12 protein-coding genes are annotated in these 13,013 nt (G+C 60.5%); 1 reads left to right on the top strand and 11 read right to left on the bottom strand.

Annotated elements, in window-relative coordinates:
* Positions 1–36 precede the first annotated feature (36 nt).
* The 3 genes from ymfI to DXA66_RS02555 all read right to left on the bottom strand — a co-directional run bounded on the left by ymfI (position 37) and on the right by DXA66_RS02555 (position 2,141).
* The gene (gene ymfI, locus DXA66_RS02565) at positions 37–996 is read right to left on the bottom strand and encodes an elongation factor P 5-aminopentanone reductase (protein WP_243089015.1); all 960 of its coding nucleotides are present in this window, start codon (positions 994–996) and stop codon (positions 37–39) included.
* Positions 997–1,258: 262 nt separating this feature from the next.
* Positions 1,259–1,741, bottom strand: coding sequence for a nucleoside deaminase (locus DXA66_RS02560; RefSeq protein WP_005937887.1), 483 nt, complete (start codon positions 1,739–1,741; stop codon positions 1,259–1,261).
* 10 nt (positions 1,742–1,751) lie between these two features.
* On the bottom strand, positions 1,752–2,141 hold the full coding sequence (locus DXA66_RS02555) for a CPBP family intramembrane glutamic endopeptidase (protein WP_097777160.1): 390 nt from the start codon (positions 2,139–2,141) through the stop codon (positions 1,752–1,754).
* 210 nt (positions 2,142–2,351) lie between these two features.
* Between DXA66_RS02555 and DXA66_RS02550 the strand changes: the two genes are divergently transcribed.
* Positions 2,352–3,209, top strand: a complete 858-nt coding sequence (locus DXA66_RS02550; RefSeq protein ID WP_044953264.1) for a DegV family protein — start codon at positions 2,352–2,354, stop codon at positions 3,207–3,209.
* 155 nt (positions 3,210–3,364) lie between these two features.
* On the opposite strand, the gene DXA66_RS02545 is transcribed toward DXA66_RS02550, so the two are convergent.
* From DXA66_RS02545 to DXA66_RS02510, 8 genes are all read right to left on the bottom strand, one after another.
* Positions 3,365–4,138 (bottom strand): TSUP family transporter, encoded by a 774-nt coding sequence (locus DXA66_RS02545; RefSeq protein WP_118526605.1) that lies wholly within the window; start codon positions 4,136–4,138, stop codon positions 3,365–3,367.
* Positions 4,139–4,195: 57 nt separating this feature from the next.
* Positions 4,196–5,047 (bottom strand): serine hydrolase, encoded by an 852-nt coding sequence (locus DXA66_RS02540; protein ID WP_118526603.1) that lies wholly within the window; start codon positions 5,045–5,047, stop codon positions 4,196–4,198.
* Positions 5,048–5,069: 22 nt separating this feature from the next.
* Positions 5,070–6,059, bottom strand: a complete 990-nt coding sequence (locus DXA66_RS02535) for a dipeptidase (RefSeq protein WP_118526601.1) — start codon at positions 6,057–6,059, stop codon at positions 5,070–5,072.
* 15 nt (positions 6,060–6,074) lie between these two features.
* Positions 6,075–9,377 (bottom strand): DEAD/DEAH box helicase, encoded by a 3,303-nt coding sequence (locus DXA66_RS02530; RefSeq protein ID WP_118526599.1) that lies wholly within the window; start codon positions 9,375–9,377, stop codon positions 6,075–6,077.
* Between the two features lie 161 nt (positions 9,378–9,538).
* Positions 9,539–9,931 (bottom strand): metal-dependent transcriptional regulator, encoded by a 393-nt coding sequence (locus DXA66_RS02525; RefSeq protein ID WP_097774413.1) that lies wholly within the window; start codon positions 9,929–9,931, stop codon positions 9,539–9,541.
* A 186-nt stretch (positions 9,932–10,117) separates the two neighbouring features.
* Positions 10,118–10,672: a Fe-S-containing hydro-lyase gene (locus DXA66_RS02520; protein ID WP_118526597.1), complete on the bottom strand. Its 555-nt coding sequence runs from the start codon at positions 10,670–10,672 to the stop codon at positions 10,118–10,120.
* 12 nt (positions 10,673–10,684) lie between these two features.
* The gene (locus DXA66_RS02515) at positions 10,685–11,524 is read right to left on the bottom strand and encodes a fumarate hydratase (RefSeq protein WP_005937916.1); all 840 of its coding nucleotides are present in this window, start codon (positions 11,522–11,524) and stop codon (positions 10,685–10,687) included.
* A 15-nt stretch (positions 11,525–11,539) separates the two neighbouring features.
* Entirely contained in the window at positions 11,540–12,712 is a 1,173-nt protein-coding gene (locus tag DXA66_RS02510; protein WP_118526595.1) for an NADP-dependent malic enzyme, read from the bottom strand.
* Positions 12,713–13,013 lie beyond the last annotated feature (301 nt).

The following is a 13,013-nucleotide window of genomic DNA, read 5'->3' as shown; positions in this document are numbered from 1 at the left end:
GCCGGGGGAAATCCTGTAATAAAGTGTTCCTGCGCATCAGATCACAAGTCCTCCGTTCACGCCGAACACCTGACCGGTGATGTAGCCCGCACCCTCGCCGGCAAGGAACACCAGCAGCTGCGCCACTTCGTCTGCGCTGCCAAGACGGCCCACAGGGGTCTCTTCGGCCAGCGCTTCCTTATCCTCGGCGGTGAATGCTGCCATCATATCGGTATCAATGACCCCGGGCGCAACACAGTTCACTGTGATGCCGCTTGGGCCTTCTTCTTTGGCCAAAGCCTTGGTCAGGCCGATCAGGCCTGCCTTTGCTGCAGAGTAATGCACCTCGCAGCTGCCGCCGGTCTGGCCCCACATGCTGCTCACGGTCAGGATGCGTCCGGCCTTGCGGCGGATCATACCCGGCAGCGCCAGCTGACACAGGTGGAACGCACCGGTCAGGTTCACGTCCAGCATATGCTGCCACTCTTCCGGGGTGATGTCGGTGAACAGCTTCTGCTGGGCGATGCCCGCATTGCTCACCAGCACATCCACACGGCCCAGTGCCTGTTCTGCGGTGCGGAACGCAAGCTCGCAGCTGGCGCGGGACGCCACATCGCACTGCACAGCGGTGATGCCGGGCAGCTGTTTTTCCAGCTCTGCAGCGGCTTTGGCATTGCTGTGGTACAGCACCGCCACGCGGTAGCCCGCCGCATAGAACGCCCGGGCCGCAGCGGCACCAATGCCGCGGTCGCCGCCGGAGATCAGCACACAGCGGCCATTGGCTGCTGCCTGCACGGTAGGTGCAGGTGTTTTCTCCGGCTCTTCCTGCACAGGCTCCGGCATTTCCGGCTGCGGCGCAGGCTGGGGCTTTTCCAGCACCATCACCCGGGTGGGTTCGTCCACCACGGGTGCTGCCGCCTTTGGCTTTGGCGGTACGGGCGGCTCCTGTGCAGCCTGTTCCGGCTGCGGCTCCTCACCCGACAGATTGAACGTCAGTTCAAATTCATCTTCGTACAAGAGTATAGTCCTCCTGTCGTGATCTCTGCACTGCAAAGGTATGCCGTGCAGGAGATGTCTGTGCGGCCCATCGCCGTCCGTTCAGCGTCCATTTCTTATCCGGTCAAAGTCCGGTGCTCGGCGCGGCAGACAGCTGCATAAGATGGGTTTCGACAAAACACCATTAAATAATATAGCACAATTTGCCGAAAAAAGAAAGTGGAAGCCGCCTACTTTTTACGCAGCTTCCACTTTTTTACGGTTTCTTCATATTCCATGCCGGTCATACAGGCGGTTTCCACTTCGGCCGGGCCGCAAGCCGTGCCCGCAGATCCTTGAAAAACGCCTGCAGCAGCTCCTGTGCTTCCTCTGCGCGCAGCCCCTGCTCCACCACCGGGTGGTGGTTGAAGGGCATTGCAAACAGGTCGGTCACACTGCCGCAGCAGCCCGCCTTGGTGTCTGCCGCGCCGTATACCACCCGCCGGATGCGGCTGTTGATGATGGCCCCGGCGCACATGGGGCACGGCTCCAGCGTGACGAACAGCTCGCACTCCCACAGCCGCCAGCCGCCCAGCTTTTTGCAGGCGGCATCAATGGCCAGCAGCTCTGCATGATGCAGGGCGTTTTTTTCGGTCTCGCGGGTGTTGTGGGCGGCAGCTACCACTTCGCCGTTGCGGGCCACCACGGCCCCCACCGGCACCTCGCCCAGTGCAGCCGCCTTGCGGGCTTCTTCCAGCGCAAGGCCCATCAGTTCAGAATCGGTCATAGGTTCCCCTTTATCCTGCTGCAAAAACCAGCAGATTATTCAATGTATGCAAAAGCATCCCCGGCCATACCCTGCCGGTGCGTTCACGAAGTGCGCCCAGCACAAGGCCGCAGCCAAGCGCCCACGCCATGCCCGCCGGGGTGCCGTGCTGCACTGCAAACAGTACCGCCTGCAGCGCCGCGGCCTGCCATCTGCCCAAGGGCTGCGCCAGCTGCTGGATGGCACCGCGGAACACCAGTTCCTCCACGACAGGTGCAGCGATGCAGTGGTGCACAAAACTCAGCGCCCGCACATCCCACGCCGGGGCAGGCAGAAATGCCAGCACTTTGCCTGCCAGCAGGTAGGCCAGTGCGCAGCCGAACGCAGCCAGCAGCGCCCTTGTTTTTGCCTTTTGCTCCATGGCCTGCCCTCCCTGCCGTGCGGTTCTCAGCGCCTATCTTATCATAAGCAGCGGCTTTTACGCAAGTATTTTGCGCTGGGACGAAGCAATTTTCGCTCAGGCAATTGACTTTTCCCTGTGGATTCTGGTATAATGTTTCCCGACGTTTTATCGCAAAGCGTCGGGAAACATGACTTGAATTTGTTTTTACCGGAAATCCGGAGGTATTTTATGATCCGTATTCTCACCGATTCTGCGTCCGACATCCTGCCCGCCGAAGCCGAGCAGCTGGGCGTGACCGTGATCCCTCTAAACGTGACGCTGGAGGATGGCAGCATCCTGCGGGATGGCATCGACATGACTCCCACCGAGTACTATGCCCATCTGGCCAGCTGCCGCAAGCTGCCCACCACCAGCCAGCCCAGCCCGGAGCTGTTCGAGAAGTTCTATCTGGAAGCCGCTGCCGCCGGAGACGAAGTGCTGGGCATCTTCCTGTCCCACGAGCTGTCCGGCACATGGCAGTGCGCAAAGCTGGCCGCAGACCTCGCCAATGTAGACAACGTGCTGTTTGTGGACAGTGCCACCGTGTGTCTGGGCGAATCGCTGCTGGTGCGTCTGGCCGTGCAGCTGCGTGACGCAGGCAAGACGCTGGTGCAGATCGCCACCGATCTGGAGCACGCCAAGGAGCATCTGCATCTGGTTGCCGCCATCGACGATCTGAAGTATCTGCGCAAGGGCGGCCGTCTGCCTGCCGCTGTGGCCGTCGCGGGCGGGATGCTGGGCATCAAGCCCCTCATCACCATCAAGGACGGTAAGGTAGCCATGGCCGGTAAGGCCCGCGGCCTGCCCGGTGCCTATGTGGCCCTGTTCAAGAAGATCGAAGAGCTGGGCGGCATCAGCCCGGACTTTGCCGCTGTTGCCGGTTATTCTTCCAGCCTGCGGGAAGTGCAGCCCATCGAGAACTACTTCCGTGAAAATCTGCACATGGGCGAACCGCTGGTACGCCAGATCGGCTGCGTCATCGGCACCCACGCAGGCCCCGGTGCATTTGGTCTGGCATTCTTTGACAAAGGGCTGGTGCTGGAATAAGCGACCACCGAAAAAAGATCATCCGAGCAAAGTCGGGCAGCCTGCGGGCTGCCCGGCTTGTTTTTTGCAGCGGAAAACGGGCGCAAACTCCCTCAGTCAAAACCTGACGGTTTTGCCAGCTCCCTCGGAGAGGGAGTCTCTGGCGCGCCCGGCGCTCACAGCACTGCGTCCGAGATGAGCTTGCCCAGCAGCAGCACCAGCACCACCAGCATCATGGGACGGATGAAGCGTGCACCCTTTTTCAGGGCGAAATGGGACCCCAGCAGGTTGCCCAGAATGTTGCTGACGGCGCAGGGGATGCCGATGTGGAACACCACCAGACCGTTCATCAGATAGGTGAACAGGCTGGCGCAGTTGCTGGCAAGATTCAGCACCTTGCCGTTGCCGCCCGCCGTACGCAGGTCAAAGCCCATCAGGGTGGTAAAGGCAATGATGGCAAAGGTGCCGGTGCCCGGCCCCACGATGCCGTCGTACAGGCCGATGCCCAAGCCGATGCCCAGCGCCAGCAGGATCTTTTTCAGGTTCAGGGTTCCGTCGTCCCGGTTCTTGTCCGGCAGGTCGCGCTGCCACAAAATGACCACCGCCGCCACTGGCAGGATGAGGAACATCATGGTGCGCAGCAGCTCATCGCTGAGCAGCAGCACGATATGCGCCCCCAGTGCACTGCCCGCAAAGCTGCCAATGGCTGCAAGGATGCCCACCTTCAGGTTCATTGCACCGTTTTTGAAAAAGTTGGCGGTGGCAAAAGTGGTACCGCAGGCGGCGCTGAATTTGTTGGTAGCATAGGTGTAGTGGGGCGGCAGCCCGGCAAACAGATAGGCCGGCAGGCTGATAAGACCGCCGCCTCCGGCTGCCGAATCCACAAAGCCTGCAAAGCCCGTCATCAGAACGAGAAACGCCATCATCCATGGCGAGAGCGTGATACCCATTGTTATAATTCCTTTTGTTTTTCCAAATTATTCCCATTTATGGCGCGGATACGTGCCTCAGGACAGGGACAGCCGGCCCTCACAGGCCAGCACCTGATCCAGGATCATGCGGGAGACGCGGGCACCATACACCATGGCGGGGTGTTCATTGTACTCGATGATATCGTGAAAGTCCTTGTTCATCAGCACGATGACATACTCGCCGTAGGGGGTGTGGACGATGCCGCCGTCGTTGCGGCAGGCGTTCATGCTGCCGCTCTTGCTGGCTACCCAGATCAGCTCCAGCGCGCCGGTCTCCTCGCAGTCCAGATAGTACTGGGGAAAATCGTGGGTCAGCATGGTGTTGTAGTGCTGCTGGCGCAGGATGGCAAGCATCTCTGCGCTGGCTTCCCGGCTGACAAGCTCCCCTTTTGCAATGCGGGCGAACAGCGCCGCGTAGTCGCGCGGCGTGGTGGTGCCAAGCCGGCGGTAGCGGTCAAAGTGCAGCGGATTGTGCAGCACAGTATGCGCAAAGCCCAACTCCCGGATGCAGGCGTTGATGGTATCCAGTCCCAGATAGTCGATAATCATATTGGTGGCGATGTTGTCCGAGCAAATGATCATCATGGTAGCGGTGTCCTTCACCTTGAGCTTTGCGCCCACGCCCAGCGCGCGCAGCATACCGCTGCCGTCCACGAACTGGCTCTGCTCATAGGTGATCTCTTCGGCAAGGTCTGCTTTGCCGCGCTGCGCCTGCAAATACAATGCAGCGAGAATGAACGCCTTGATGGTGGATGCCGTCTCAAATTCTTCGTCCGCGCCCACCTCCACGGTATGGCCCTGCAGGTCGTCCACGAACACGCTCATTTTGCCCTGATAGCAGTACAGCTCCGCAGCAATGCGCTTTTCCAGCGTCATGTTTTTATCCATGTCGGCATATTCTCCGTTGTTATTACAAATTTTCCTCAAAAAAGCGCATGGCGTTGCGGAAATAGACCCCCTCCACCTCGTCCTCAGTAAAGCCCTCTTTGCGCAGGGCATCCGCCAGCAGCGGCAGGAACGCAGCATTTTCCAGCTGGTGAGGGCCATCGATGCCATCAAAATCGCTGCCAAGGGCAATCATCTGTGCACCGCCTACCTGCTTATAGTGGGCTGCATGCTTCGCAATGAGCGCCGCCGTGCTGCGGCAGTTTTCCGGGTGGGTGGGGTCGGCATCCAGAAAGGGCGCATAGTAGTTCAGGCCCGCAATGCCGCCGCGCTCCGAAAGGGCGCGGATCATCTCATCGGTCAGGTTGCGGGTGTGGGGTGCCAGTGCGCGGCAGTTGGAGTGGCTGGCCGCAAAAGGCCGGGTGCCGTGCCGTGCGATATCCCAGAAGCCCTTGTCCGAAAGGTGGCTCACATCCACGATCATGTGCAGCCGTTCCATCTCGGCCAGAAATTCAAAGCCCTTCCCGGTCAGGCCCTTTTCGGTCTGGGGCACCAGCACCCCGCTGGGGTTCCGCTGCGGGCTTGCCAGCTCGTTTTCGTGGTTCCATGTCAGGGTCATCATGCGCACGCCCAGCTCATACATCCGGCGCAGCACCCCCGCGCTGCCCTTGCAGCAGGCGCCTTCCTCGATGGTGAGCATCCCGCTGATCTTTCCCGCCGCAGCATTCCGGCGGATGTCCGCCGCCGTGTACACCGGAGCAATTTTTTCCGGGTATGCCGCCATGATGCGCTTGAACTGGTCGATTTCTTCCAGCGCTGTCACCAGCGGGTCCGCTCCGGGCGTCTTATCACCCAGATTGACGAATGCTGCAAAGCACTGCAGCAGATAGTCGCCTTTCTGTAATTTTTCAAGGTCGATATGCAGATCGTTCTGCGCAAAGCTCTTGGGCCGGCCCGCATGTTCGGCTTTGCGCAGCTCGCTGAGGGTATCGCAGTGCAGATCCCAGACTTTCATGATGTTTTCTCCTCTTTATTCCTCTTGCAGCAGCTGCAGCAATTCCTCTGGTTTCATGGACAGGATCGCTCCATCTGCCGAGCCGGTGACCGTCTCGGCAAGTTCCTGCTTTGCCTGCTGCAGCTCCACGATCTTTTCTTCAATGGTGTCCTGCGCAATGAGCTTGTACACCTGCACCGGGTTGCGCTGGCCGATGCGGTAGGCGCGGTCGGTGGCCTGATTCTGCGCAGCCACGTTCCACCACGGGTCGTAGTGGATGACGATATCTGCCGCCGTCAGGTTCAGGCCGGTGCCGCCCGCCCGCAGCGAGATGAGGAACACGTCCGCTTCGCCGCTGTTGAACCGGCGCACAAGCTCCGCACGCACCGGCTTTGGGGTGGAGCCCTGCAGGGTAAAGTGGCTCACGCCCGCTTCGTCCAGCCGTTTTGCCAGCAGTTCCAGCATGGAGGTGAACTGGCTGAACAGCAGGATGCGGTGTCCGCCCTCCACAGCAGCCGTCACCAGCTCCATGCAGGCATCCAGCTTGGCACTGCCGCCGTCCCAGTTGTCTGCCACAAGGCGCGGGTCGCAGCAGATCTCCCGCAGGCGCATGAGCACCGCGAACACCGCCATTTTATCCTCCGGCTTTGCAGCGCGCAGCTTTTCCCGCGCGTCCACCACAGCGGCAAGGTAGAGCTTGCGCTGCTGCTCGTCCAGCTCGATGCGGTGGAGATTCTCGGTCTTGGGGGGCAGCTCTTTGAGCACCTCGGACTTCATGCGCCGCAGGATGAACGGCCCGGTGAGCTGGTTCAAACGGCGCAGTGCGTCTTTGTCGTCCTCCTGCACGATAGGCTTTTCAAACCGGGCGCAGAAGGTCTTGTAGGGCGGCAGATACCCCGGCATCAGGAAGGAGAAGATGCTCCACAATTCGCCCAAGCGGTTCTCCACCGGGGTGCCGGTAAGGGCAAACCGCACTTTGCTGTTCACCCCGCACACCGCCTTGTACTTTTGGGTCGTGTGGTTCTTGATGGCCTGCGCTTCGTCCAGAATGCAGGCGTAGAATTGCTGCCCGCTGTAAAGCTCCTCGTCCCGGCGCATCAGGTCATAGCTGGTCACCACAAGGTCGGCTTCCGCCCACTGCTTTGCCAGCTCTGCCCGGTGAGCAGCGTCACCGTCCACAGCCACGCAGGAAAGCTGCGGCGTGAACTTCTGGCATTCCTCCTGCCAGTTGAGCACCAGCGATGCCGGGCAGACGATGAGGCTGGGCAGGCGCTGGCCGCTTTCCTTCATGGCCAGCAGGTAGCTGAGCACCTGCACGGTCTTGCCAAGGCCCATATCGTCGGCCAGAATGCCGCCCATGCCGTAGCCGTCCAGCGTGCGCAGCCAGCGGTAGCCATCCCGCTGGTACTTGCGCAGCACATTGTGCAGGCTTTCCGGCTGAGTATACTCGCTGTCCTTCACGGCGTGAAAGCTGCGGCTGATGCGGCGGAACGCATCGTCGCGGTTGAAACGCAGGCCGTTCTGGCCCGAGAGCGCCCAGTCGAGACTGGGTGCACGGTAGAGCGGCAGCTCGGCGTGGCCGCTCTTGAGCTTGGCCCCGGAAAGTTCCAGTGTATCGTTCAGTTCGTCCAGCCCTTCCAGACTGTCGTCCAGCCGCAGCAGACGGCCGTCCCGCAGGCGGTGGTAGCGCTTTTTCTGGTGCAGGGAGCGCAGCAGGTCTTTCAGCTCTGCCACCGGGAACTCGCCGGTATCCACTTCCAGATCCAGCACACTGCCGTGCACCGAAACGCCCACCGTGATGCGAGGCGGCGCGGCCTGCAGTCTGCGGAAGGCATCCGTCAGGTATACTTCACCCTCGGCCAGCAGGGCCGGCACGCCCTCCTCCAACATGCGGTAGATCTCGTCCTCGTCAGCGGTGCCGTACACTTCCTCTCTGCCGCCCACACCGGGCTGCAGATAAGAGGCCAGCAGCCGCTTTGCCCGGCTCTCGGCGCGCACATCCCGCAAAAGCCCTGCCGGAGACGGCACGAACGGCGTGACCTTATCCTCTCCGTACAAAAACTCCGCGTGTGCTTCGATGCGGAAGCTGTCCGGTGCGTCCAGATAAAACTGCACCACCGGTTCCAGCGGGATCTGGTTCAGCAGCAGACGTTCCGGGTCCACGATGTTCAGCTTGCTGCCCAGCTCCGGCAGCACATAGCTGCAAAAGGCCGTGGCATCTGCGCTGGTAAAGAACAGGCTTTTGCCGCCCAGCGCCTGCAATGCGGGCAGGATGCGGGTGCACCCGGGCCGCTGCAGCCGCCAGAGCGTATCCTCGCTGAACAGGTAATCATAGTCAAGACCCTGCACAGCGGAAAGTGCGGGTTCGCCTTCCACCTGCACACCGCCGCGGCGGCGCTCCACGGTCATGGTAATGACGGGCAGACCTTCCCGCAGCTCGTACCCGCCCAAAAAACCGGTATGCTCGTACAGCTGCACAAGGTCATCAAAGATCTCGCCGGTCAGGATCATGCCTCCCGCCGGGCCTTGTTCGGCCCCGCCGTACACCCGCACGGCGGCTTTGTCCATGCTCTGCCTTGCGTTCACCTGACGGCGCAGCAACTGCAAAAGCGCACGGGACTCTTCATCAAAGGCATCCCACCGGTGCACAAAAGCCAGTGCCTTGCCGTAGCTGACGCTTTTGCCCATCTCGACGGCTTCCATCAGGTTCGGGATGCTTTTCACCACATACTGCCGCCCGCCGTCCGAGATGCGCAGCCGCAGCCATGGCTGTGCGCCGGGCACGAGGGTCAGCTCCGGTTCCAGATGGGCAAAGCCGGTGCGCTGGGCGGTCTCGTCCACGCCAAGGTTTTCAAGGGCTGCTTCCTTGTAGGTATCCAGCAGCCTGCGGGCCTCGTAATCCGACACCGGCGTTTCGCCGTGCCACTTTTTGCCAAACAGCATTTCCAGCCCGGAGGCATAGCTGTCCCGCCGGGCCAGTTCCGGGGCAAGGCCCGCCGCGCCGCGCACAACACCGGGAATCGCATCCGGCTTTGCCGCCGGTGCAGGGGCATTCTTTTCGGCATCGTCCAGCAACAATGCGCCGATATGCTTGCAGTAGGTACCCTCGCCGTTCTGGTTATACGGGCAGCTGCAGGACGCACTGACAAAGCTGCCGTTCTCCCGCAGCCATGCCTGCGTATAGTAATAGCTGCCGCCGCTGCCCTGTACCATGGCCGAAATATGCCGCACGCCATCGGCGTTCACGGTGCAGGTGCTCTGCTGGATGCGCTTGCGGTATTTCTTGGCCCGCTCAAAAATGTTATCGCCCAAAAGCGTGCGGATCTCGTCTGCATCCATGGCTGTTTCCTCCCGGTTTGGCTGTAAAACCTTCTTATCTTATAAGAATACCGCACCCGCACCCCGGATGCAAGAGGGATCTGCCGCCCAATTTCCATACAAAAAAATCCCGCTCCTTTTCAGGAACGGGATCATTTTACGATCTTGGAATGCTGTGGGGATCACTTGACAGTCTTGCCAAGCTCAGCATCCGTCTCAATAGCGCGCTCACGGATCTTTTCCAGCGTCTGCTCACTGAGGATATGCTCTGCCTTGCAGGCATCTTCGGCGGCAGTCTTTTCGTCCACACCCAGCTGCATAAAGAAGTGGGTCAGCAGACGGTGACGGCTATAGATGCGCTCTGCGATCTCGCGGCCCGGTGCCAGCAGGGTCAGGTTGCCCTCGCCGTCCACCGCGATATAGCCGTTCTCGCGCAGCTTCTTCATGGCAATGCTGACGCTGGCTTTGGTAAAGCCCAGCTCATTGACAACGTCGATGGAGCGCACTTTGCCCATACGCTGACTCAGCATCAGGATCGTTTCAAGATAATCTTCTGCGGATTGGTGGATCTGCATGGTATGTTTGCCTCCTGTCTGTGCCGGGATGCAAAGCACCACGGTTTCATATAGTACAAGATATCACACTTTTTGCCGATGTGCAAGCAATTCGCGGAAGTTTGTTAAAACAAACCAAATTTATCCTGCGCAAATCTGCTGTTTTGCCGGTTTTTAGTCGGCCGCGTTTTGTGCAAAGGCGATCAATTATTTTGCTTCTAGATATGCCGCCGGGCCGGACTGGTACAGGTCGCCGCCGTGGGCATCCAGGATCACCGTCAGCGGCATATCCTTCACTGTCAGGCGGCGCACGGCTTCACAGCCAAGGTCCGGCCATGCGATCACTTCCAGCGTCTGCACGCTTTTTGCCATCAGCGCACCGGCCCCGCCAAGCGCTGCCAGATACACAGCCCCGTTGCGCACCACAGCCGCCTTTACGGCATCGTCCCGCTTGCCCTTGCCGATCATGATCTTATTGCCAAGGTCCAACAGGCGCGGGCTCATGGCATCCATGCGGCCACTGGTGGTGGGTCCCGCCGAGCCGATCACCTGGCCCGGGCGTTCCGGCGTGGGGCCAACGTAGTAGATGGCGCTGCCGGTCAGATCAAAGGGCAGCGGTTCGCCTTTTTCCAGCGCTTCGGTCATCCGCCTGTGGGCCTGATCGCGGGCAGTATACACCACACCGGAAAGCAGCACGGTGTCGCCCGCCTTGAGCGGGGCAAGGTCCTCGGCCGTGCAGGGAGTCGTCAGTCTGTATTCCATCTTTGCCCCTCCTTACAGTTCCGCGCTTGCACGGCGGGTCACATGGCAGGAAACATTCACCGCCGCAGGCAGGCCCGCCACATGGGTAGGCATCTGCTCAATGGCAAGGCCCAGACAGGTGGTCCTGCCGCCAAAGCCCTGCGGGCCGATGCCCAGCTCGTTGATGGCGGCAAGCAGCTCCTGCTCCAGCTGTGCGTAATAGGGGTCGGGGTTCGGCACATCCAGCGGACGCAGCAGGGCCTTCTTTGCCAGATACGCCACCTTGTCAAAGCTGCCGCCCACGCCGATGCCCAGCACGATGGGCGGGCAGGGGTTGGAGCCTGCCAGCTTCACCGTGTCCAGCACGAACTTTTTGAAGCCCTCCACGCCGTCGGCGGGCTTGAGCATTTTGATCTGGCTCATGTTCTCGCTGCCAAAGCCCTTGGGTGCCACCGTGATGCGGCAGCCCTCGCCGTCCACCAGATGCACTGTGATGGCCGCCGGGGTGTTGTCGCCGGTATTGCCTCGGCGCAAAGGGTCTGCCACGATGCTCTTGCGCAGGTAGCCGTCGGTGTAACCCCGGCGCACGCCCTCATGGATGGCAGCTTCAAAGCTGCCGTCAATGTGCACATCGGTGCCAAGCTCCACAAACACGCAGGCCATGCCGGTATCCTGACAGATGGGCAGGTTTTCTTCTTTTGCGGCGGAAAGGTTCGACCACAAAAGGTCGAGAGTGCTCTTTGCCAGCGGCCACGGCTCTTCCTGCCGGGCCTTGTCCAGCGCCGCCTGCACGTCCTGCGGCAGGCGGGTGTTGGCTTCGATGCACAGCCGTGCAACGGTATCTGTGATCTCCTGTGCGGAAATGGTTCTCATAACCCTGTCCTCCGCTTACAGACGGGCCACGCCGGTCTCGCGGGCAGCCTTTGCCACGGCGTTTGCCACTGCCTCGGCCACGCGGGGATCGAACGCGCCGGGGATGATGTTCTCCTCGCTGCGGTCGGCATCGGTGATGAGGTCGGCGATGGCGTAGGCGGCGGCCAGCTTCATCTCATTGTTGATGTCACGGGCGCGGACGCTCAGTGCGCCCTTGAACAGGCCGGGGAAGCACAGCACGTTGTTCACCTGATTGGGGAAGTCGCTGCGGCCGGTGGCCATCACCCGCACGCCGCCGGCCTTGGCCTCGTCCGGCATGATCTCCGGGGTGGGGTTGGCCATGGCAAAAACGATGGCATCCTTGTTCATGGTCCTGCACAGCTCAGTGGTCAGGATGCCGGGCTTGGAAACGCCGATGAACACATCGGCACCTTCCAGTGCTTCCTTCAGGCCGCCCTTGACCTGACGGGGATTGGTCACCTCACCCAGCCAGTTCTTGTGGGCTTCGGCGCTGTTGCAGCCCTTGTACAGGGTGCCGAACTGGTCCACTGCAATGATGTCCTTTGCACCGGCGGTCATGAGCATCTTGATGATGGCAGTACCGGCAGCACCGGGGCCGTTCAGCACGATGTGCACATCTTCCATCTTCTTGCCCACCACACGCAAGGCGTTGATGAGGGCAGCGGTAACGACGATAGCGGTGCCGTGCTGGTCATCGTGAAACACAGGGATGTCCAGCTCACGCTCCAGCGTTTCTTCGATCTCAAAGCACTCGGGGCTCTTGATGTCCTCCAGATTGATGCCGCCAAAGGTGGGCGCAATGGCCTTGCAGGCAGCAATGACGCTGGCTGCGTCGTGGGCATCGATGCAGATGGGGAAGGCATCCACGCCGCCGAACTCCTTGAACAGCACCGCCTTGCCCTCCATGACCGGCAGACCGGCTTCCGGGCCGATATCGCCCAAGCCCAGCACGGCGGTGCCGTTGGAAACGACAGCCACCATGTTGCCCTTGAAGGTGTACTTATACACGTCGTCGGGGTTTTCCTTGATCTTGCGGCAGGGTTCGGCCACACCGGGAGTGTAGGCGGTGGACAGGTCATCGCGGGTGGAGACCTCCACCTTGCTTACGATGCCCACCTTGCCCTTGTGGGTCTCGTGCATTTCCAGAGCAGCTTTATTGTAATCCATTTGAATTTCCTCCAATATCTTACCGTCCTCGCCCTCTCCATTGCACAGCGATGACAGAAGGAGGAACTCCTCCAGTCTCGCATACGCTCGGCAGCCCCCTCAGGGAGGGGCCTTATGTTTCCGGGAAGGCTCACTTATTTTTATTGTAACAGAACCGCCCGCCCATTTCCACCGGTTTTGGTCACTTTTGCGTCTGCAGACGGGCAAAAGTGATACAAACCCGCCGCAGGATTTGTGGAAATTTTGCAAAGAACTTTCCTTTTGCCGTCAGAACGTATATAATAAATGGGTATCTGTTCTG

Origin of the sequence: Faecalibacterium sp. OF03-6AC (assembly GCF_003478175.1) — a bacterium.
Classification (GTDB): domain Bacteria; phylum Bacillota; class Clostridia; order Oscillospirales; family Ruminococcaceae; genus Faecalibacterium; species Faecalibacterium taiwanense.
This window is presented reverse-complemented; position numbering and strand designations above follow the sequence as displayed.